Source organism: Noviherbaspirillum sp. (assembly GCF_035627455.1).
Taxonomy (GTDB): Bacteria; Pseudomonadota; Gammaproteobacteria; order Burkholderiales; family Burkholderiaceae_D; genus Noviherbaspirillum.
Map to the genome: position 1 here is coordinate 1 of NZ_DASPLS010000012.1, position 19,982 is coordinate 19,982.

The window sequence follows — 19,982 nt, forward strand, 5'->3', positions numbered from 1 at the left end:
GACGAGGATGGCCTGCGCATCACCGCGCCGAAATGGGTGACGGTTGCCGAGATCGAAAACGCGATCCGCGAAAAACAGCGCTGGATCTTTACCAAGCTCAACGAGCGCCGCGAACGTTCCGCGCGCCGCCTGCAACCGCACATGCAGTGGTGCGACGGCGCCGCCCTGCCCTACCTGGGCTCGGATATCACGCTGCGCATCCTGCCGGCGCAGGCATCCGGCATCGCCTACGACGCCGCCACGCGGGAACTTGCGGTCAGCCTGCCGCCGGAGGCCGGCGAACAACAGCTGAAAGACCGTGTCCAAGGGTGGCTGCAGCTGGAAGCAAGGCGGATCTTTGCGGAACGCCTGCCGGTGTATGCGGAAAAACTGGGCGTGAGCTACCGGTCGTTCGCGCTGTCCTCGGCGTCCACCCAGTGGGGTTCGTGCACGGCGGAAGGCAAGATCCGGCTGAACTGGCGGCTGATCCACTTCGCGTTGCCGATGATCGATTACGTGATCGCGCACGAGCTGTCGCACCTGCGCGAAATGAACCACAGTCCGCGCTTCTGGGCGACGGTGCAATCGATCTTCCCGGAATTCGAAGCGGCCAAGCGGGCGCTGCGCGAAAGCGGCCCGGAGACGCTGCCGATCTTCTGAAACCCTTTCAGGAAGCAACAACAATGCGCATTCTTCACACCATGCTGCGGGTCGGCGACCTGCAGCGCTCCATTGATTTTTACACCAAAGTGCTTGGCATGAACCTGCTGCGCACCACCGACCGGCCCGAGCAGAAATACACGCTCGCCTTTGTGGGCTATGGCAACAATCCCGAGCATGCGGAAATCGAGCTGACCTACAACTACGGCGTCGACAAGTACGACCTCGGCAGTGCCTACGGTCATATCGCGATCGGGGTCGAAGATGCCTACAAGACCTGCGAGCAGGTGAAGGCCGCGGGCGGCAGCGTCACCCGCGAAGCCGGCCCGGTCAAGGGCGGCAACACCGTGATCGCCTTCATACAGGACCCGGACGGCTACAAGATCGAGCTGATCGAACGCAAGGCCGGCTGACGTGAGCGCCCCCGCCCCGGAAAACCGCTCCCGCCCGCAATCGCTGTCCGACCTCTACCTTTCCTTTACCCTGCTGGCGCTGCAGGGCTTCGGCGGCGTGCTCGCGATCGTGCAGCACGAACTGGTGGAGCGGAAGCGCTGGATGACGCGCGAGGAATTCGTCGAGGAATGGTCGGTCGCGCAGATCATGCCCGGCCCGAACGTGGTGAATCTGTCGCTGATGATCGGCGCGCGCTACTTCGGCTTGCGCGGCGCGCTGGTGGCGCTGGCCGGCATGCTGTCGGTGCCGCTGATCATCGTGCTGGCGCTGACTTTCTTTTATGCGCAATTCGCCAATCATCCCGGCGTCGCCGGCGCGCTGCGCGGCATGGGCGCGGTGGCGGCGGGCCTGATCACCGCGGCCGGCCTGCGGCTGCTCGGCACGCTGAAAAACTATCCGCTCGGCGTGCCGGCGGCGGTCGCCTTCGCGCTCGCCTGCTTCATCGCGATCGCGCTGCTGCGCCTGCCGCTGCTCTACGTGCTGCCCGCCCTCGGCATCATTGCCTGCACGCTCACCTACCGGAAACTGAAAGCATGAGCGGCGCGGCGCACATTTCGCTGCAATGGGCCGACTGGCTGCAGCTGTTCTTGCAATACCTGTCGCTGTCGCTGTTGTCGATCGGCGGCGCGATCACGACCACGCCGGAAATGCACCGCTACCTGGTCGAGCAGAACCACTGGCTGTCCGAGCAGCAGTTCAATGCATCGATCGCGATCGCGCAGGCGGCACCCGGCCCGAACGTGCTGTTCGTCGCGCTGATGGGCTGGAACGTCGGCGTCAATTCCGGCAGCCTTGTCATGGGGCTGTTCGGCGTGCTGGTCACGATGTTCGGCATCATGCTGCCGAGCACGACGCTCACCTACCTCGCGTCCCAGTGGGGCCATCGCAACCGTAACCTGCGCGGCGTGCGGGCATTCAAGCAGGGCATGGGACCGATCGTGATCGCGCTGCTGATTGCGACCGGATGGGTGCTCACCAGCGCGCACAACGATGCGGCGCAGGACTGGCCGCTGTGGCTGCTGACTGCCGCCGCGGCGCTCGTCATCTGGCGCACGAGGCTGCATCTGCTCTGGGTGCTGGGCGCGGGGGCAGCGCTGGGCTGGTTTGGACTGGTCTAAAGGATAAGCAGGCGGGCCGGGCGAAGCAATACCCGGCAGGCGCAGCAGGTGCGGCATTGCGGTGGGTTTCGCTGCGCTCTACCCACCCTACGGACCGAAACTTGGCACACCAGGATGCGTCTGCCTTGCGCGGAACCGGCACTGGACTATGGCTGCCCGCTTTAGCGGATAGTAGGGTGGGTGGGGCCGCCGAGGTAGAGCGAAGCGGAACCCGCCATGCACTGCAAATGCAGGCAATGCGGCGGGTTTCGATGCGCTCTACCCACCCTACCGAAACCGGCCGGCTTGCTCCCGGTTCAGCGCCTGTTCGCCAACGCCACGAACTGTTCCACCGGCACCGCTTCCGGCCGTGCCTGCGGGTCGATGCCCGCATCGATCAGGTCGTTTTCTTCAAACATCCCGGCGAGACAATTGCGGATCACCTTGCGCCGTTGGGAGAACGCCTTCGCCACCACCTGCTCCAGCCTCGCCGCGTCGCAGGGAAGCGGCTCCTTCAGCGGAATCATGCGCACGATCGCCGAGTCCACCTGCGGCGGCGGATCGAACGCTTGCGGCGGCACCACGAACAGCAATTCCATGTAATAGCGCCACTGCAGCATCACCGACAGCCGGCCGTAGGCCTTGCCGCCCGGCTCGGCCACCATGCGCTCGACCACTTCCTTTTGCAGCATGAAGTGCTGGTCTTCCACCTGCGGCGCGATCTGCGCGAGATGGAACAGCAAGGGGCTGGATATGTTGTACGGCAGATTGCCAACCACGCGCAGCTTGCGCCCTTCGGGAACCGGGAGCGACGCGAAGTCGAACTGCAGCGCGTCGCCCTCGTGCACGACCAGGCGCGCGGGATCGAATCGCTTCTTCAGGCGCGCCACCAGGTCGCGGTCGAGTTCGACGACATGCAGCTGCTGCAGCGATTCCAGCAGCAGGCTGGTCATCGCCGCCAGGCCCGGGCCGATTTCGACCATGGTGTCGTCCGGCCGCGGATCGATCGCGCGGATGATGTCGTGCAATACCTGCTGGTCGGTCAGGAAGTTCTGGCCGAAACGCTTGCGGGGAATATGTTTCATTGGATTTATTCGTGTTGCGCGGAGGCGGCGGCCATCAGTGCCGCCACCCGGATTGCTTCGAGCATGCTGCCATGGTCGGCGTGCCCGATGCCGCTGGCCGCGAGGTCGAGCGCGGTACCGTGATCGACCGAGGTGCGGATGAGCGGCAGGCCGAGCGTGATGTTGACGCCGCGTCCGAAGCTCGCGTGCTTCAGCACCGGCAGCCCCTGGTCGTGGAACATCGCCAGTACGCAATCGGCGTTTTCAAGGTATTTGGGCTGGAACAGGGTGTCGGCCGGATACGGGCCGGTGGCAGCGATGCCCCTGGCTTGCGCCGCCTGCAGCACCGGCGCGATCACCTCGATTTCCTCGCGGCCGAGATAGCCGCCCTCGCCCGCATGCGGGTTCAGCCCGGTGACCAGGATGCGCGGCTTGTCGATGCCGAACTTGCGCCGCAGGTCGGCATGCACGATGTCGATCGTGCGCGACAGGCCGTCGAAGGTAATCGCCGCCGGCACCTCCTGCAACGGCAGGTGGGTGGTTGCCAGGGCCACGCGCAGCATCGGATCGCCGCCGGCGAGCATCATCACCACCTGCGGTGTGCCGGTCTTTTCAGCGAGGTATTCGGTATGGCCGGTGAAGGGTACGCCGGCATCGTTGATCGTGCTCTTTTGCAGCGGCGCGGTGACGATCGCGTCGAACTGCTTCTGCAGCGCATAGCGGATGGCGACGTCCAGCGTCTGCAGCACCGCCTTGCCGTTGCGCGCATCCAGCTTGCCGGGAACGGCCGGTTCCGCCAGCGGGCAGTCGATCACCGGAATCTGGCCGGCGGGCAGGTGCGGCAGCCCGCTGTTGCGGAATGCGAGCGTCGATATCGCGACCAGCCGGATCGCCGGGTCGAGGTCGGACGCAATCAGCGACAGCAGCGCGGCATCGCCGATCAGCACGCCGCGAACCTCGCTGCGCAATTCCCATGCGGCGCGCACCGAAATCTCGGGCCCGATGCCCGCGGGCTCGCCGCAGGTGATCGCGATGGTCGGTCGCTTGTCCACGAAGCGGCTCAGCGCGCGTCGCCGCTGTCGATGCGATATTCGACGTAGGCGCGGTCGCGCAGCTGGCGCAGCCAGTCCTGGGTCGCCTCGTCCAGCTTGCGCTCGCGGATCGCCTGGCGCGCGATCAGTCGCTGGCGCTCCTGCGACACGTCATCCTTCTTGCGTTCCAGCACCTGGATCAGGTGGTAGCCGAACGGCGATTCGACCGGATCGCTGACTTGTCCCGGCTGCAGTCCGTCCATCGCGCGCTCGAACTCCGGCACCGTGTCGCCCGGATAGATCCAGCCGAGGTCGCCGCCGCGCGACGCGGTCAGGTCGTTGGAGTGCATCTTGGCAAGCTCTTCGAACTTCGCGGCGTTGTTGTCCAGGCGCTGCTTCAGTTCGGTCAGCTTGCGTTTGGCATCGGCCGGCGTCACGATCTGGTTGGTCTTGATCAGGATGTGGCGCACGCGTGTCTGCTGCACGGCGGCGGTGCCAGCCTTGACCACGCTGGCGCTGCGCTTGCCGTTGAGCTTGAGGATGTGGAAACCGTTGGCGCTCTTGACGATCTGCGATACCTCGCCCTGCTTGAGTTCGGCGATCGCATCGACGAACAGCTGCGGAAGGCGGTCCTGGCTGCGCCAGCCGAGGTCGCCGCCGGACAGCGCATCGTTGGCGTCGGAATAGGTGGCGGCCACCTTGGCGAAATCGCCGCCCGACCTCAGCTGCCGCATCACCTCTTCTGCGCGTCGGCGGCGCTCGCCGATCTGCTCGGCGGTCGCATTTTCCGGGATGCGCACCAGGATATGCGAGAGCTGGAATTCCTGCCCCTGCGGCGCGCCCTGCTCGGCGAGATAGTTGTCGACTTCCGATTCGCTGATCTGGATCTTGTTGTCGACTTCGCGCTCGCGCAGGCGCTGCATGATGATCTCCTCGCGAATCTCTTCGCGGAAGCGCGCATAGGGCGTGCCTTCGCGCTCGAGCGTGGTGCGGAATTCCTGCAGCGACATCCGGTTCTGCTCGGCGATGCGTGCGACCGCGCGGTCGAGCATCGTGTCGTCGACGCGGATGCCGTACTCCTTGGCCAGCTGCATCTGTGCGCGGTCGATGATCATGCGCTCCAGCAGCTGGCGCTGGAACTCCGCCGGCGGTGGCAGCGCGATGCCCTGGTTCCGCATCCGGCGCTCCACGATCTGCAGGCGCTCGACCAGCTCCTGGCGCGTGATCACCTCATTGTTGACCACCGCGATGATCGCATCGGCGAGATAGATGCGCGGCTTGGCCTGCGTATTTCCGGTCTGCGCCTGCGTGGCGGGGCCGGCGCACAGCAGCGCGACGACAAGGGCGACGGCGCGGGCCGGAGAAGTTGCGATACGCATAGTCGGAAGAGTCTTCATGGATGAACGTTCTTCAATCAAGGGTTACTAGGTTGATTCACCAGCTGGTAGCCGGGGATGTTGGCGCGCAGCGCTTCGATCGGATTGGACCCGAGGCGGGTAAGCCCGTTCAGCTCGAGCTGGAAGAAAATCGCGGAGCTGACCTGGCCGGTTGCGGTCGGCGTGCGCTGGCCCACCATGCGGAAGACCCAGCAGTCCGCCTTGTACTCCACGCCGGCCAGGCCTTCAGCGACCTTGCGTTCCGGCAGCGAGTAGTTGACGCGTCCGACGCCGAACCAGCGCCCGGACAGCGGCCACTGCGCCGACAGGTCCAGCTGCTCCAGGTTGTTGACGCGGCTGCGCCGGTATTGCAGGTTCAGCACCTTTTTCGGCGCCGGCTGCCAGCGCACGCCGTAGTTGGCGCGGCTCATTGCATCTAGCGTCTGGCTGTACTGCACGTTGCCTTCGACGCTCAAGGTCGGTGTCAGCAGGCCGTAGGCCGATACCAGCAGGTCGGAGCGGCTTTCGTTGCGCATGCCGCCGAGCGTCACGCGCTGCTCGGTGAAATAGAAGCGCTGGCCGAGCGCAAACCGCATGCGTTCGGCGCCGGTCGGCTCGTAATAGCGGGAAATCAGCGCCGCAGTCAGCTGGTTGGCGTCGCTGATGCGGTCGTTGCCGATGAAGCGGTTTTCGCTGAACAGTTGAGCGAAGCTCAGGTCGGCTTCGGCGGTGTCGAAATTAGGGAAGGCCGACTGGTCGCGGTACGGCGTGTACACGTAGAACAGGCGCGGTTCCAGCGTCTGCGTCATGCGGCTGCCGAAAAACTGCGCATCGCGCTCGAACACCAGGCCGCTGTCGACCGAGAACGTCGGCAGCGTGCGCGACAGGTCGGTGGCGCTCGTCAGCCCCTGGTCGTCAAGCCGGTAGCGGGTGGAATGCAGCGACACCCTCGGTGTGATGAAATAGCCCGGCGTGAGGATCGGGAAGGCGATGCGCGGATTGATCAGGAAACGGTCGCCGCGCTGGAAGGTCGGATGCGAAAAGCGGGTCAGCTCCGAATCCACATCCCAGTCGAAGCCGTTGACGTCCTGGCGCCCGGCATGGAAGGAGAGCTGCGGCAGGCGGTCGTACGGCCGCACGATCGGCACCACCGGGTCCTGCAGCACCTGGAAGTTCGACAGGCGGGCGCTGGCCTGCCAGAGCGCGTTGCCGTAGGTAAGCGCGGTGTCGCGCACCAGCAGGCGCTGGCGGGCGGCGGTCAGGCTGCGCGAGAAGTCGGTCGGATAGTCGTTGTCCGATGCGCTGTTGATGTTCCAGGTGTACGCCAGGCCGGGCGCCAGGATATGCGTGTGGTTCGTGGTGATCGCGTAGCGCGTGGTCTTGGTACGCTGGTCTTCCGGCAGCACTTCCAGCTGGGTTTCGCCCCAGTAGTCGGCGCCGAGGTAGCGCGCTTCGGCGCCGAGCTGCAGGCCGCGCTGCGCATACAGCTTCGGATACAGCGTCAGGTCGCGGTTGGGCGCGATGTTCAGGTAATACGGGACCGTGACTTCGAGGCCGCCGCGGCTGGTGGTGCCGATGGTCGGCGGCAGGAAGCCGCTCTTGCGCGCATCCGACAGCGGAAACGACATCGCCGGCGCGGCCAGGATCGGCACGCCCTTGAAGTACACGACGGTGCCGTGGGCCACGCCGCGGTCGCGCGCATTGTCGAGATCCAGCCGCCCCGATTTCAGGTACCAGTCCGGGTCCGGCCCCTCGCAGGAGCTGTAGGAGCCATCGTACACCGTGGCCTGGTCCTCGCCCTCGAACACGATGCGGTCCGCGCGGCCCTGCGCGTTGTTGCGCTCGAGCCGGTAGGTCGGGTTCAGCACGTAGCCTTCGTTGGCATCAAGCTTCAGCCGGAGTTCTTCGCCGGTGTAGGTATCGCCGAAACGGCGCATGCGGATGTTGCCCGACGCCTCGACCTCGTCTTCCACGACATGATAGGTGGCCTTGTCGGCGTTAAGGGTGGTCGGGCCGCGAATGATCTCGACATCGCGCTCCAGCACCACCTCCCGGTCCGGCCGGCCGCTCATGCGTTCGGCGCTGATGCTGGCCGGCAGGTCCTTTTCATTCGCCTGGGCGCCCCTGGGCTCCGCCTGCGCCGACACGAGCGCCGGCACCGCAGCGGCGCTGGCGGCGGCGACGAGACGAAGGAGAAGTTGTGAAGGGGGAAATGCGGGAAACCGGTTCATGAAAAGAAAGGGTCGGCAGGCGCTTTTTTAAGTCGAATCCCTTATTATATGGGAACTGCCCTCCCGCCAACGCGCAACAAGCGTACAAGCATGCGCCGCATGCGCGTATTTCGGCTTGATTCGCGGCTCAAACAGCGCTTGAATGGCGCATTTTAACGATTACCCATATAGTTTCATGTCTTTCAATACCGGATCCGATCTTCGTCTGACCCAACTCAAGGAATGGCTGTCCTCGCTGTCAGCCGAACAAGTATTGCCTGACTCCATCAGGCCCGCCTCTTCCGACGCCAGCTTCCGCCGCTATTTCCGCGTCGATGCGCCCGACGGCGCGACTTATATCGCAATGGATGCGCCGCCTCCGCAGGAGGACGTGCAACCCTTCATCCATGTGGCCGAAGTGTTCGGCGAAGCGGGCGTGTCGGTGCCGAAGATTCTTGAAAAGGATGTCGAACGCGGCTTCCTGCTGCTGTCCGACCTCGGCACCACGACCTACCTCAACCAGTTGAACCCGGACAGCGCGCACAAGCTCTATCTCGACGCGATCGACGCGCTGGTGCTGATCCAGGCGCAAAGCAAGCCGGGCGTGCTGCCGGAATACGACCGCGCGCTGCTGCACCGCGAGCTGATGCTGTTCCCCGAGTGGTATGTAGGCAAGCATCTCGGCATCACGATGAGCGAGAAGCAGACCGAAAGGCTCAACAAGGTGTTCGACGCCCTGCTGGCGAACAACCTGGCGCAGCCGCAGGTCTACGTGCACCGCGATTACCACTCGCGCAACCTGATGGTGACCGAACGCGGCAATCCCGGCATCCTCGATTTCCAGGATGCCGTCTACGGCCCGATCACCTACGACCTGGTGTCCCTGCTGCGCGATGCCTATATCCAGTGGGACGAGGAAATGGTGCTCGACTGGGCGATCCGCTACTGGGAGCGGGCGCGGCGCGCCGGGCTGCCGGTGAACCCGGACATCGACGCGTTCTACCGCGATTTCGAGTTCATGGGCTTGCAGCGCCACCTGAAGGTGCTCGGCATCTTCGCGCGCCTGTATCACCGCGACGGCAAGGACGGTTACCTGAAGGACCTGCCGCTGGTGATGGAATACACGCGCAAGGCGGCCGGCCGCTACCACGCGCTGGCGCCGCTGATCGTGCTGCTGGACGAATTCGAAGAAAAGGCGCCGTCGGCCGGTTACACGTTCTGACCGCCGCCCTGACTGGAACGAACAATGAAAGCAATGATTTTCGCCGCCGGACGCGGCGAGCGGATGCGTCCGCTGACCGACAACTGCCCCAAGCCGCTGCTCAAGGTGCGCGGCAGGCCGCTGATCGTCTGGCACATCCTGAACCTGGTGCGCGCCGGCATTAACGAGATCGTGATCAACCACGCGCACCTGGGGCACATGATCGAGGAAACGCTGGGCGACGGATCGCAGTTCGGCGCGAAGATCGCGTACTCCGCCGAGGGCAGCGCGCTGGAGACCGCCGGTGGCGTGGCCAGGGCGCGCCACCTGCTGGGTGAGGAACCGTTCGTCGCGGTCGCGGCCGACATCTATTGCCCGCATTTCGATTTCGAGCAGGTCAAGGATGCGCTGAAGGACGATGACATGTGGGGCAATCCGCATCCGCGCGACAAGCGCGACGTCGCCTGGCTCTACCTGGTGAAGAATCCGCCGCACCATCCGAAGGGCGACTTCGCGCTGCACAGCTTTTCCGTCGTCAATGAAGGCGAGCCGAAATTCACCTTTTCCGGCATCGGCGTCTACCGCATGGAGATCTTCGACGGGGTCGAGCCGGGGCAGTCGGCGCAGCTCGCGCCCATCCTGCGCCGGTATGCCGACCGCGGCCAGGTCGGCGGCGAGGTGTATCGCGGCGACTGGACCGATGTCGGCACGCCGGAACGCCTGGCGCAACTGAACGGCAACTGAACGGCAACTGAACGCCAACCGAACCGTCAAGGAGGACCATGAAATCCTATGCAGCCCGCCGCGCCGCCCTGATGGCGCAGATGAAGGCCAAGGGCGGAGGCGTCGCGATCATCCCGACCGCCGCCGAGGTGATGCGCAACCGCGACGCCGACTATCCCTACCGCCACGACAGCTACTTCTACTACCTGTCCGGCTTCACCGAACCGGAAGCGGTGATCGTGCTGGTGGCCGGAAAGACCGAGCAGTCCATCCTGTTCTGCCGCGAGAAGAACCTCGAGCGCGAAATCTGGGACGGCTACCGCTACGGCCCGGAAGCGGCGCGCGAAGCCTTCGGCTTCGATGCCGCGCACCCGGTCGCCGCGCTCGACACTGAAATCCCGAAGCTGATGGCCGACGCGCCGGCGCTGTTCTACGCGCTCGGCAGCAGCGGCAAACTCGACCGCCAGGTGCAGGGCTGGCTGCAGGCGGTGCGCATGCAGGCGCGCGCCGGCGTGTCGGCGCCGTCCGCGGTGCATGACGTGCACGTGCTGCTCGACGAGATGCGCATGTTCAAGGACGCCGAAGAAATCGCGATCATGAAGCGCGCTGCGACCATTTCCGCCGGAGCGCACAAGCGGGCGATGCAGGCAGCGCGCCCCGGCCTGCGCGAATACCACCTGGAAGCGGAACTGCTGCATGAATTCCGCCGCAACGGCTCGCAGTTTCCCGCCTACGGCTCGATCGTCGCCACCGGCGCCAATGCCTGCGTGCTGCATTACCGCGCGGGCGACAGCGAGATCAGGGACGGCGACCTGGTGCTGATCGACGCCGGCTGCGAGCTCGACAGCTACGCCTCCGACATCACCCGCACCTTCCCGGCCAGCGGCAGGTTCAGCGGCCCGCAGAAGGCTCTGTATGAGGTCGTGCTCGCCGCGCAATACGCCGCGATCGCCGAGACCCGTCCCGGCAAGCGCTTCATCGACGGCCATGACGCCGCGGTCCGGGTGCTCGCGCAGGGCATGCTCGACACCGGCCTGCTCGACGGGAACAAGGTCGGCACGCTCGACGACGTGATCGAAAAAGGCGCCTATCGCCAGTTCTACATGCACCGCACCGGCCACTGGCTCGGCATGGACGTGCATGACGTCGGCGAGTACCGCGAGTTGTCCGGCGCGGGCGAGGAACGCCCGTGGCGCACGCTGCAGCCCGGCATGGTGCTCACCATCGAACCCGGCATTTACGTGCGCCCCGATCCGGGCGTGCCGGAGCAGTTCTGGAACATCGGCATCCGCATCGAGGATGATGCGCTGGTCACCGAAGACGGCTGCGACATCATCACCGAGGCGGCGCCGAAGACGGTGGCCGACATCGAAGCGGTGATGAAGCGCTGAGACCGGCCATGGCGAGCACCGATTACGATATCGCCATCTGCGGCGCCGGCCCGGTGGGGATGGCGCTGGCGCTGCTGCTGGCGGCACGCGGCGCGCCTGCGTCGCGCATCGCGCTGATCGACGCCAGGCCGCTGGAACAGGCGAACCGCGATCCGCGTTCGCTGGCGTTGTCCTGGGGCAGCCGTCAGATCCTGGACGAAATCGGCGCCTGGCCGCTCCCGTCCGATCCGATCCACGAGATCCACGTGTCCCGCCGCGGCCATTTCGGCCGCACCCTGATTGACCGCAAGGAATACGACCTGCCTGCGCTCGGCTACGTCACGCGCTACGGCGCGCTGGTCGCCGTCCTGGCCGCTGCGCTCGCGCGCACCGGTGTCGCGATGCTGCGGCCGCTGCAGGTGACGTCGTCGATGGAGCGCAGCGACAGTGTCGAGTTGCGTTGCGCCGATGGCAGCGCGCTGACCGCGGCATTGATGGTGCAGGCCGAAGGCGGCGTGTTCTCGGAGCAGGATGCGCGTTCGGTTCGGCGCGATTACCGGCAGACCGCGCTCATTGCGCACGTTACCGTCAGCGAACCGCTCCCGCACCGGGCGTTCGAGCGCTTCACCGAAGAGGGGCCGCTGGCGCTGCTGCCGCAGGACGGCGGCTATTCGCTGGTATGGTGCGCCGGTCCGGCGACGGCCTCGCGCCTGTACGCGTTGTCCGATGCGGATTTTCTTGCCGAGCTCGGCGCGGCGTTCGGCTCCCGGCTGGGCCGCTTTACCGGCGTGACGCCGCGCGTCAGCTATCCGCTCGGCCTCAACGCCCATGCGGCGGCGTCGGCCAGGACGGTGGCGATCGGCAATGCGGCGCAGACGCTGCACCCGGTCGCGGGCCAGGGCCTGAACCTCGGCCTGCGGGATGCGGCGGTGCTCGCGCGCTTCCTTGCGCGCGGCATCGCGCCGGACACGCTGCTGCGCTTCGTGCAGGAACGGCAGTCCGACCGCAGCCTCACGATTTCCGTGACCGATACGATGGCACGCATCTTCGCGAGCGCGTCCGACGGTGCGCCGTCGCAAGCCGCGCTCGGCCTGTCGCTCGCGTTTTTCGACACGGTCGCGCCGGCCAGGCGCCTGCTGGCGGAGCAGATGCTGTACGGCAGGCGGTAGGAAGCATTCAGCCGGAAAACAAAAAAGCCGCGCAATTGCGCGGCTTTTTTGTTTCTGCAGCAACCCGGGTCAGGCCGCCTTCAGCGCCACCAGCACTTCGTCCAGCATCTTCTTCGCGTCGCCGAACAGCATGCGGTTGTTTTCCTTGTAGAACAGCGGATTGTCGACGCCCGCATAGCCGGAAGCCATGCTGCGCTTCATCACGATCGAGGTCTTCGCCTTCCAGACTTCGAGCACCGGCATGCCGGCGATCGGGCTGGTCGGGTCTTCCATCGCCGCCGGATTCACGATGTCGTTGGCGCCGATCACCATCGCGACATCGGTGTCGGCGAAATCGTCGTTGATCTCGTCCATTTCCATCACGATATCGTACGGCACCTTGGCTTCGGCCAGCAGCACGTTCATGTGGCCCGGCATGCGGCCGGCGACCGGGTGGATGCCGAAGCGCACGTTCACGCCCTTCTCGCGCAGGTACTTGGTGATCTCGTAGACGGTGTGCTGCGCCTGCGCGACCGCCATGCCGTAGCCCGGCACGATGATCACGTTCTTGGCGTCGCGCAGCAGTTCGCCGGTTTCGGTCGCCGACACCGGCACCACTTCTCCCGCCGGCTGCGCGGCGTCGCCGCCCTTCGGCGCCGGCTTGCCGCCTTCGGAACCGAAGCCGCCGGCGATCACGCTGAGGAAGTTGCGGTTCATCGCGCGGCACATGATGTAGGACAGGATCGCGCCGGACGAGCCGACCAGAGCGCCGGTCACGATCAGCAGGTCGTTGGACAGCATGAAGCCGGTCGCCGCCGCCGCCCAGCCCGAGTAGCTGTTGAGCATCGACACCACCACCGGCATGTCCGCGCCGCCGATCGCCATCACCATATGAATGCCGAACAGCAGTGCGATCACCGTCATCACGACCAACGGCGTCATGCCCTCGGCAATCGTTTCGGCGCGCAGGAATTGTGCGCCGAACCAGATTACGAGCAGCAGCCCCGCGAGGTTCAGCAAGTGGCGCGCCGGCAGCAGCAGCGGCTTGCCGCCGATGCGGCCGGACAGCTTGCCGAACGCGATGACGGAACCGGAGAAGGTCACCGCGCCGATCAGGATGCCAATGTAGATCTCCACTTCGTGGATCACTTTTTCGGCGCCGCTGAAATTGGCGGTGGCCGCCGGGTCGATGTAACTCGCATAGCCGACCAGGGTGGCGGCCAGGCCGACCAGGCTGTGCATCAATGCTACCAGTTCCGGCATCTGCGTCATCTGCACCACGCGCGCGGCGTACAGGCCGATCGCGCCGCCGACGACCATCGCACCGACGATCCAGGGGATGCCGGCGCCGGTCACGTTGGGCCCGAAGATCGTGGCCAGCACCGCGATCGCCATGCCGATCATGCCGTACAGGTTGCCGCGTCGTGCGGTTTCCGGATGCGACAGGCCGCCCAGGCTCAGGATGAAGAGGATGGTCGCGCCGAGGTAGGCGACGATTGTGAGACTTTCTTTCATTATTATCGCCTCCCTTATTTGCGGAACATCGCCAGCATGCGGCGGGTCACGGCGAAGCCGCCAAACATGTTGATCGTGGTGAGCACGATGCCGATCACGGCCAGCCAGCGGATCCAGTCGCCCGGACGCTCAATGCCGGCATTCAGCGGCGGCGCGATCTGCACCAGCGCGCCGATGGCGATGATGGAAGAGATCGCGTTGGTCACGCTCATGAGCGGCGTGTGCAGCGACGGCGTCACGTTCCACACCACCATGTAGCCGACGAAGCAGGCCAGCACGAACACCGTGAAGTGGCCGAGGAAGGCCGGCGGCGCATAGGCGCCGATGAACCAGAACAGAAGCGCCACGACGCCGAACAGGATCGCCATCTTGCTGCCCGAAGCCTGCTGGCCGCCCGGGCCATGGCCGTGCCCCTTTGCTGCAGGCGCGGCGGCGGGCTTGGCCTTTACAGCGGAGGCAGCCGGTGCCGCCGGCAGTTTGGGCGGAGGCGCTGGCCAGGTGATGTTGCCTTCCTTGACGACCGTCAGGCCGCGGATCGCATCATCTTCCATATTCACGTCGATGACCCCGTCCTTGGTCTTGCATAGTTCCTCGGTCAGCCGCAACAGGTTCGTCGCGTACAGGGTGGAGGACTGCTTCGCCAACCGGCTGGGCAGGTCCGTGTAGCCGATGATCGTCACGCCGTGCTTCACCACTGCCTTGCCCGGCTCGGTCAGTTCGCAGTTGCCCCCTTGCTCAGCCGCCATGTCGACGATGACGCTGCCCGGCTTCATCGACTGCACCATGTCGGCGGTGATCAGCTTCGGTGCGGGCTTGCCCGGGATCAGGGCGGTGGTGATGATGATGTCCACCTCCCTGGCCTGCTTGGCGTACATCTCGCGCTGGGCCTTCTGGAAGCCCTCGCTCATCACCTTGGCGTAGCCGCCGCCGCCGGAGCCTTCTTCCTCGTAGTCGACCTTGACGAATTCGCCGCCCAGCGACACGACCTGGTCGGCGACCTCGGCGCGCGTGTCATTGGCGCGCACGATCGCGCCCAGGTTGGCGGCCGTGCCAATCGCGGCCAGGCCGGCGACGCCTGCCCCGGCGATGAAAACCTTGGCCGGCGGAATCTTGCCTGCGGCAGTCACCTGCCCGTTGAAGAACCGGCCGAAGGCGTTGGCCGCCTCGATCACGGCACGATAGCCGCTGATGCTGGCGGTGGAGGTCAGCGCGTCCATCTTCTGCGCGCGGGACAGCTGGCGCGGCAGTGCATCCATCGCAAGCACGGTGACCTTCCTGGCCGCGAGCTGCTGCATCAGTTCCGGGTTCTGCGCCGGCCAGATGAAACTGATGAGCGTCGTGCCCGCGCGCATCATTGCGACCTCTTCCTGGGTCGGACCGCGCACCTTGAACACGATGTCCGATGATGCCCATAGCTGCGCGGCGCCGGCGACGACCTGGGCACCGGCTGCGCGATAGGTGTCATCGCCGAAGTTTGCCGCGTCGCCTGCGCCGGATTCGACATTGACCGAAAAACCCAGCTTGATCAGCTTTTCGACGACATCCGGGACGGTCGCAACACGCTTCTCACCTGGAAATATTTCCCGTGGTACTCCTATCGTTAGAGGCATACGCTTTTCCCCTGGTTATGGTTGTGGATTGGGTTGGACAGCCGGTGGAGCAGGATTGTGGTCCGCTCCAGTTCTATGGTGTAGACGAATCCATGCGGACGGGAAAAGCTCACTTCTTCAGCCCCGTCATCTGGTTTCTGTCGTCGACGAAGACGATTTTCGGCACATAGGTTTCCACCTCGGCTTCGCTCATCGGCGCGTAGGTGCAGATGATGAGCAGGTCGCCCAGGTGTGCGCGCCGTGCCGCAGCGCCGTTCAGGGAAATCTCGCCGCTGCCGCGCTTGCCCTTGATCGCATAAGTGGAAAAGCGCTCGCCGTTGTTGATGTTATAGAGCTCGATCTTTTCGAACTCCTTGATGTCGGCGGCTTCCAGCAGGTTGACGTCGATGCCGCAGGAACCTTCATAGTGCAGGTCCGCCTGCGTGACGGTAACCCTGTGGATCTTCGAGCGAAGCATGATGCGTTGCATTTTTTCTCCTGATTGCACAACCGGCCGCGGAGCACCGCAGCAGAAATCTCTCATCGCATGAAGGGCGGAATGGATGTGCCGGCGACCGGCACGACAGATCCTCCCCAGGCACCGGCACGGCAGGCCAGGCACATGTTTTTTCAATAATTAGATTTCTTACATCGATCTTACACGGAAAAGAAAAATTAGCACAACCGTTCTTTTTTCTTTTTTTATCGACGGAGTCCTCTAAATCCGGCTTTTTTCTTGCGCCGATCTGTCGAGCATATAGGAAAAAAATGTAGAAAAATAAATTTAACGCCTTTTTGGCCGGACGAATACCGGCGATTCAGAAGAGTTGCGCGAAATCAAGATTTTTTCCTGCTAGCAGCAGATCATTCCTGTTTTCGCCTGGCTGAACTGGCAGCATGCCCGCAGCCGGCGTGCACGGTAAAATGGCGCCCTCTTCAAGGAATACTATGTCTGACGTTTGGAAACCATCTGTCACCGTTGCTGCGGTAATCGAGCGCGGCGGCCGTTTTCTGCTGGTCGAGGAAGAGACCAGCGACGGCATCCGCTTCAACCAGCCCGCGGGCCATCTCGATCCGAATGAAACGCTGATGGAAGCAGTCGCGCGCGAAACGCTGGAAGAAGCCGCGCACGACTTCACACCCACCGCCCTGCTCGGCATGTACATGTCGCGCTATGTATCGTCGCGCACCGGGCGTGAGGTAACCTACCTGCGCTTCGCCTTCACCGGCGAACTGGGTCAGGCGCACGACCGCGCGCTCGACCACGGCATCCTGCGCACCGTCTGGATGACGCGCGAGGAAATGCTGGCTTGCCAGGAAAAACATCGCAGCCCGCTGGTACTGCGCTGCGTCGACGACTATCTTGCCGGGCGGCGCGCGCCGCTGTCCATCATCTACACCCATCCCAGCGTCATTGGAGTGCCGAATGGCTAAGAAGCGGGTGGTGATCGGCATGTCGGGCGGGGTCGACTCCTCGGTTTCCGCCTGGCTGCTGAAGGAACAGGGTTACGAGGTGATCGGCCTGTTCATGAAGAACTGGGAAGACGACGACGACTCGGAATACTGCTCGACGCGGCAGGACTGGATCGACGCGGCCAGCGTGGCGGATGTGGTCGGCGTGGACATCGAGGCGGTCAATTTCGCCGCCGAATACAAGGACCGCGTGTTCGCCGAGTTCCTGCGCGAGTATCAGGCCGGACGCACGCCGAACCCCGATGTGCTGTGCAACGCGGAGATCAAGTTCAAGGCTTTCCTCGACCATGCGATGAAACTCGGCGCCGACCTGATCGCGACCGGGCATTACGCGCGCGTACGCGAGGTGGAATCGGGGCCGAACGCCGGCCGCTTCGAGCTGCTCAAGGCGCTGGATGCGAGCAAGGACCAGAGTTACTTCCTGCACCGGTTGAACCAGGCGCAATTGTCAAAGACGCTGTTTCCGCTTGGCGAAATTCCGAAGACGGAAGTGCGTGCGATCGCCGAAAAGATCGGCCTGCCGAATGCAAAGAAGAAAGACTCGACCGGCATCTGCTTCATCGGCGAACGCCCGTTCCGCGATTTCCTGAACCGCTACCTGTCCTTCAAGCCGGGACCGATGAAGACGCCCGACGGCAAGACCGTCGGCGAACATGTCGGCCTGAGCTTTTATACGCTGGGTCAGCGCAAGGGCATCGGGCTGGGCGGGATCAAGTCCTTCCAGAAGGCCGACGGCAGCAACGACGCCTGGTACGTCGCGAAAAAGGATGTGGCGAACAACACGCTGTACGTGGTGCAGGGCCACGACCATTCCTGGCTGCTCTCGCCGGCGCTGTCGGCGGGACAGGCTAGCTGGATCGCTGGCGTGGCGCCGGAGCCGGGCCCCTTGTCCGCGAAGACGCGCTACCGGCAGGCGGATGTCCCCTGCTCGCTGTCGGTCCTCGATGCGGACCGGTTCTCCCTTCGCTTCCCGGACCCGCAATGGGCGGTGACACCCGGCCAATCGGCCGTCCTGTACGACGGCGACGTCTGCCTCGGCGGCGGCATCATCGATACCGCGAACGCCGCCTGATCGACAGCGGCGGAGGGCGCCCGTCCTTCCGCCCGTCCAAAATACAACTCCTCAGTTAGCGCTCGCTTTCGCCAGAAAGAGCGTTCATCTGCCCGCACCAGCCATTTGCTGCAGGCGAGCATCGTCCTGCGCGCCTGCAGCGACAAATCCCTTGCAATCGCCAGGCACATGGTGAATAATCTAAATGAGAATTGTTCGTATTTACAAAAGGATCACGCGATGAGCCGGATGACGCAGCAGGGATCGGAACAGGAAGGCAGCCAACAGGACGGTGCTGCCGGACAGGCTCCGGTGCAGGCGACGCGTATCAAGAGCGAGGACCTGTTCCGGCAACAGCGCGAAATCGAGATCGAGCATCAGGGCCGCATCTACCGGCTGCGGCTCACGCAAATGAACAAGCTGATCCTGACGGCGTGATACAGGCAGGCTCATCCGAAACCCAAACCATCAAGGCAACGCAAATGATCGTCTGTGTTTGCAACAATATCTCCGAACGCCAGATCCGCCGCGCGGTGGACCGCGGGGTCGCGACCATGCCGCAATTGCGTGAAGAACTCGGCGTGGGCACCTGCTGCGGCAAATGCCACTCCTGCGCCAAGACCGTGCTGCGCGAAAGTCTGGAAGAACGTTCGCTCGAATCGCAGCCGGTGTTCGCCGCCGCCATCGCTGCCTGACCTGATTCTTCCGGCACGCGCAGATCACATCGCCGCGCGCCGGCACGGCTTTTCCCTCCCTCGCGTCTTCGACGTCGCTTGCTTCCCTGCATCGAATCCTCGATGCGAATGATTCGCGCTGACAGAATGCAGCGCATTCCTGTGAATTGCGGGATGGTGGTTTATCATTCCCTTATCCGATGGGCAGCTTTCCGCCGCCCATCGGGCGCGTGACGCCAGGTTGCGGGCCGCAGCGCTCGCGGCAACATGTCGTCCGGCGCTCCTGATCAATCGACCTCAGAGGGACCCATGAAAGGTGATCCGAACATCATCCGGCTGCTCAATGCACAGCTCACCAACGAGCTGACCGCGATCAATCAGTACTTCCTGCATGCGCGCATGTACAAGCACTGGGGGTTCGAAAGGCTCGGCAAGAAAGAATACGAAGAATCGATCGGCGAGATGAAACATGCGGACCGGCTGATCGACCGCATCCTCATGCTCGACGGCCTGCCCAACCTGCAGGCGCTCGGCAAGCTGCTGATCGGCGAATCGCCGCAGGAAATGCTGGAATGCGACCTGAAACTGGAACAGGCCGCGCAGCAGACGGTCAAGGACGGCATCAAGGCTTGCGAAGCCGCCGCCGACTACGTGTCGCGCGATTTGCTGGAAGATATCCTGGAAGACACCGAGGAACACATCGAGTGGCTGGAGACCCAGCTCGAGCTGATCAACAAGGTCGGGATCCAGAACTATCTGCAGTCGCAGATGGGCGATTGAACACCGCCCCGACAAAAACAAAGGGCAGCCGAGGCTGCCCTTGTTACTTTCTATGCCGCCTACTGCGGCACCGTGTCCTTGAACGACGGCCGCTCCGACAGCTTGTCGAACAGCTTCGCGAGATTCGGATGGTTGCCGCGCCAGTCGATTTCCGGGAAGCGGAACGACAGCCAGCCGAGCGCGCAGCCGACCGCGACGTCGGCCAGCGTGTAATGGTTGCCGCTGCAGAAGGCAGTGTCCTTCAGGCCGGCGGACATCGCCTTCAGGCCGGTCTCGACCTTTTCCATCTGGCGCTTGATCCATTCCGGGCTTTGCTGCGGCTCCGGGCGCTGCAGGCGCTCGAGCCGGATCGCCACCGCCGCGTCAAGCACGCCGTCGGCCAGCGCTTCCCAGCATTTGACTTCCGCGCGCTCGCGGCCGTTCGGCGGGATCAGCTTGCCGACCGGAGTGAGCGTGTCGAGGTACTCGACGATCACCCGCGAGTCGAACATCGCGCCGCCGTCTTCCATCACCAGGCACGGCACCTTGCCGAGCGGGTTGTACTGCATGATCTTGGTGTCGGATGACCAGACGTCTTCCAGGATCAGG

At 64.4% G+C, this 19,982-nt stretch carries 21 protein-coding genes; 13 read left to right on the plus strand and 8 right to left on the minus strand.

Features of this window, described 5'->3' with window-relative positions; all coding sequences use genetic code 11:
• From VEC01_RS01685 to VEC01_RS01700, 4 genes are all read left to right on the plus strand, one after another.
• Positions 1-639, plus strand: a 639-nt coding sequence (locus tag VEC01_RS01685) for a SprT family zinc-dependent metalloprotease (RefSeq protein ID WP_324898122.1), incomplete at its 5' end; no start/stop codon positions are given.
• Positions 640-662: 23 nt separating this feature from the next.
• Entirely contained in the window at positions 663-1,052 is a 390-nt protein-coding gene (gene gloA, locus VEC01_RS01690) for a lactoylglutathione lyase (protein WP_324898124.1), read from the plus strand.
• A gap of 1 nt (position 1,053) precedes the next feature.
• Entirely contained in the window at positions 1,054-1,629 is a 576-nt protein-coding gene (locus VEC01_RS01695; RefSeq protein ID WP_324898126.1) for a chromate transporter, read from the plus strand.
• Positions 1,626-2,210 carry a chromate transporter gene (locus tag VEC01_RS01700; RefSeq protein WP_324898128.1) on the plus strand — a complete coding sequence of 195 codons (585 nt, stop codon included), beginning with the start codon at positions 1,626-1,628 and terminating at the stop codon, positions 2,208-2,210. Before VEC01_RS01695 ends, VEC01_RS01700 begins: the two co-directional genes overlap by 4 nt.
• Before the next feature lie 296 nt (positions 2,211-2,506).
• On the opposite strand, the gene rsmA is transcribed toward VEC01_RS01700, so the two are convergent.
• The 4 genes from rsmA to VEC01_RS01720 are packed head-to-tail and all read right to left on the minus strand — an operon-like array spanning position 2,507 to position 7,891.
• Entirely contained in the window at positions 2,507-3,274 is a 768-nt protein-coding gene (gene rsmA, locus VEC01_RS01705) for a 16S rRNA (adenine(1518)-N(6)/adenine(1519)-N(6))-dimethyltransferase RsmA (protein ID WP_324898130.1), read from the minus strand.
• Positions 3,275-3,279: 5 nt separating this feature from the next.
• Complete coding sequence (pdxA, locus tag VEC01_RS01710; RefSeq protein ID WP_324898132.1) at positions 3,280-4,305, minus strand: 4-hydroxythreonine-4-phosphate dehydrogenase PdxA; 1,026 nt, start codon at positions 4,303-4,305, stop codon at positions 3,280-3,282.
• 8 nt (positions 4,306-4,313) lie between these two features.
• Complete coding sequence (locus VEC01_RS01715; RefSeq protein WP_324898134.1) at positions 4,314-5,663, minus strand: peptidylprolyl isomerase; 1,350 nt, start codon at positions 5,661-5,663, stop codon at positions 4,314-4,316.
• Positions 5,664-5,698: 35 nt separating this feature from the next.
• Positions 5,699-7,891, minus strand: coding sequence for an LPS-assembly protein LptD (locus VEC01_RS01720; RefSeq protein ID WP_324898136.1), 2,193 nt, complete (start codon positions 7,889-7,891; stop codon positions 5,699-5,701).
• A gap of 175 nt (positions 7,892-8,066) precedes the next feature.
• Here VEC01_RS01720 and VEC01_RS01725 point away from each other — a divergent pair, with 175 nt between their 5' ends.
• Genes VEC01_RS01725 through VEC01_RS01740 form a run of 4 tightly spaced genes read left to right on the plus strand, consistent with a single transcriptional unit; the run spans position 8,067 to position 12,333 of the window.
• On the plus strand, positions 8,067-9,092 hold the full coding sequence (locus VEC01_RS01725; RefSeq protein ID WP_324898138.1) for an aminoglycoside phosphotransferase family protein: 1,026 nt from the start codon (positions 8,067-8,069) through the stop codon (positions 9,090-9,092).
• A gap of 24 nt (positions 9,093-9,116) precedes the next feature.
• The gene (gene murU / locus VEC01_RS01730) at positions 9,117-9,815 is read left to right on the plus strand and encodes an N-acetylmuramate alpha-1-phosphate uridylyltransferase MurU (protein WP_324898140.1); all 699 of its coding nucleotides are present in this window, start codon (positions 9,117-9,119) and stop codon (positions 9,813-9,815) included.
• Positions 9,816-9,853: 38 nt separating this feature from the next.
• Complete coding sequence (gene pepP / locus VEC01_RS01735) at positions 9,854-11,185, plus strand: Xaa-Pro aminopeptidase (protein WP_324898142.1); 1,332 nt, start codon at positions 9,854-9,856, stop codon at positions 11,183-11,185.
• A gap of 8 nt (positions 11,186-11,193) precedes the next feature.
• Positions 11,194-12,333: a UbiH/UbiF/VisC/COQ6 family ubiquinone biosynthesis hydroxylase gene (locus VEC01_RS01740; protein ID WP_324898144.1), complete on the plus strand. Its 1,140-nt coding sequence runs from the start codon at positions 11,194-11,196 to the stop codon at positions 12,331-12,333.
• Positions 12,334-12,402: 69 nt separating this feature from the next.
• Here the strand turns inward: VEC01_RS01740 and pntB are convergent, their stop codons facing one another.
• From pntB to panD, 3 genes are all read right to left on the minus strand, one after another.
• Positions 12,403-13,827: a Re/Si-specific NAD(P)(+) transhydrogenase subunit beta gene (pntB, locus tag VEC01_RS01745; protein ID WP_324898146.1), complete on the minus strand. Its 1,425-nt coding sequence runs from the start codon at positions 13,825-13,827 to the stop codon at positions 12,403-12,405.
• Between the two features lie 14 nt (positions 13,828-13,841).
• On the minus strand, positions 13,842-15,437 hold the full coding sequence (locus VEC01_RS01750) for a Re/Si-specific NAD(P)(+) transhydrogenase subunit alpha (protein WP_324898148.1): 1,596 nt from the start codon (positions 15,435-15,437) through the stop codon (positions 13,842-13,844).
• Positions 15,438-15,546: 109 nt separating this feature from the next.
• Positions 15,547-15,906, minus strand: coding sequence for an aspartate 1-decarboxylase (gene panD, locus VEC01_RS01755; protein ID WP_324898149.1), 360 nt, complete (start codon positions 15,904-15,906; stop codon positions 15,547-15,549).
• Between the two features lie 458 nt (positions 15,907-16,364).
• Here panD and VEC01_RS01760 point away from each other — a divergent pair, with 458 nt between their 5' ends.
• The 5 genes from VEC01_RS01760 to bfr all read left to right on the plus strand — a co-directional run bounded on the left by VEC01_RS01760 (position 16,365) and on the right by bfr (position 19,394).
• A complete protein-coding gene (locus VEC01_RS01760) occupies positions 16,365-16,850 on the plus strand; it encodes an NUDIX hydrolase (RefSeq protein WP_324898150.1) in 486 nt (161 codons plus the stop codon).
• Positions 16,843-17,961: a tRNA 2-thiouridine(34) synthase MnmA gene (gene mnmA / locus VEC01_RS01765; RefSeq protein WP_324898151.1), complete on the plus strand. Its 1,119-nt coding sequence runs from the start codon at positions 16,843-16,845 to the stop codon at positions 17,959-17,961. The genes VEC01_RS01760 and mnmA overlap by 8 nt, the downstream gene beginning before the upstream one ends.
• 228 nt (positions 17,962-18,189) lie before the next feature.
• Entirely contained in the window at positions 18,190-18,378 is a 189-nt protein-coding gene (gene hemP, locus VEC01_RS01770) for a hemin uptake protein HemP (protein WP_414691402.1), read from the plus strand.
• A 44-nt stretch (positions 18,379-18,422) separates the two neighbouring features.
• A complete protein-coding gene (locus VEC01_RS01775) occupies positions 18,423-18,635 on the plus strand; it encodes a (2Fe-2S)-binding protein (RefSeq protein WP_324898153.1) in 213 nt (70 codons plus the stop codon).
• Positions 18,636-18,923: 288 nt separating this feature from the next.
• Positions 18,924-19,394 carry a bacterioferritin gene (bfr, locus tag VEC01_RS01780; RefSeq protein WP_324898154.1) on the plus strand — a complete coding sequence of 157 codons (471 nt, stop codon included), beginning with the start codon at positions 18,924-18,926 and terminating at the stop codon, positions 19,392-19,394.
• A 59-nt stretch (positions 19,395-19,453) separates the two neighbouring features.
• On the opposite strand, the gene VEC01_RS01785 is transcribed toward bfr, so the two are convergent.
• Positions 19,454-19,981 carry a glutathione S-transferase family protein gene (locus tag VEC01_RS01785; protein WP_324898155.1) on the minus strand — a complete coding sequence of 176 codons (528 nt, stop codon included), beginning with the start codon at positions 19,979-19,981 and terminating at the stop codon, positions 19,454-19,456.
• Position 19,982: the final 1 nt, after the last annotated feature.

Excerpts from the sequence above, each read along its gene's own strand:
- gloA (WP_324898124.1), top strand. The coding sequence starts at position 663 with ATGCGCATTCTTCACACCATGCTGCGGGTCGGCGACCTGCAGCGCTCC.
- VEC01_RS01700 (WP_324898128.1), top strand. The coding sequence starts at position 1,626 with ATGAGCGGCGCGGCGCACATTTCGCTGCAATGGGCCGACTGGCTGCAG.
- rsmA (WP_324898130.1), bottom strand. The coding sequence starts at position 3,274 with ATGAAACATATTCCCCGCAAGCGTTTCGGCCAGAACTTCCTGACCGAC.
- VEC01_RS01715 (WP_324898134.1), bottom strand. The coding sequence starts at position 5,663 with ATGCGTATCGCAACTTCTCCGGCCCGCGCCGTCGCCCTTGTCGTCGCG.
- VEC01_RS01720 (WP_324898136.1), bottom strand. The coding sequence starts at position 7,891 with ATGAACCGGTTTCCCGCATTTCCCCCTTCACAACTTCTCCTTCGTCTC.
- VEC01_RS01725 (WP_324898138.1), top strand. The coding sequence starts at position 8,067 with ATGTCTTTCAATACCGGATCCGATCTTCGTCTGACCCAACTCAAGGAA.
- murU (WP_324898140.1), top strand. The coding sequence starts at position 9,117 with ATGAAAGCAATGATTTTCGCCGCCGGACGCGGCGAGCGGATGCGTCCG.
- pepP (WP_324898142.1), top strand. The coding sequence starts at position 9,854 with ATGAAATCCTATGCAGCCCGCCGCGCCGCCCTGATGGCGCAGATGAAG.
- VEC01_RS01740 (WP_324898144.1), top strand. The coding sequence starts at position 11,194 with ATGGCGAGCACCGATTACGATATCGCCATCTGCGGCGCCGGCCCGGTG.
- pntB (WP_324898146.1), bottom strand. The coding sequence starts at position 13,827 with ATGAAAGAAAGTCTCACAATCGTCGCCTACCTCGGCGCGACCATCCTC.
- VEC01_RS01750 (WP_324898148.1), bottom strand. The coding sequence starts at position 15,437 with ATGCCTCTAACGATAGGAGTACCACGGGAAATATTTCCAGGTGAGAAG.
- panD (WP_324898149.1), bottom strand. The coding sequence starts at position 15,906 with ATGCAACGCATCATGCTTCGCTCGAAGATCCACAGGGTTACCGTCACG.
- VEC01_RS01760 (WP_324898150.1), top strand. The coding sequence starts at position 16,365 with ATGTCTGACGTTTGGAAACCATCTGTCACCGTTGCTGCGGTAATCGAG.
- mnmA (WP_324898151.1), top strand. The coding sequence starts at position 16,843 with ATGGCTAAGAAGCGGGTGGTGATCGGCATGTCGGGCGGGGTCGACTCC.
- hemP (WP_414691402.1), top strand. The coding sequence starts at position 18,190 with ATGACGCAGCAGGGATCGGAACAGGAAGGCAGCCAACAGGACGGTGCT.
- VEC01_RS01775 (WP_324898153.1), top strand. The coding sequence starts at position 18,423 with ATGATCGTCTGTGTTTGCAACAATATCTCCGAACGCCAGATCCGCCGC.
- bfr (WP_324898154.1), top strand. The coding sequence starts at position 18,924 with ATGAAAGGTGATCCGAACATCATCCGGCTGCTCAATGCACAGCTCACC.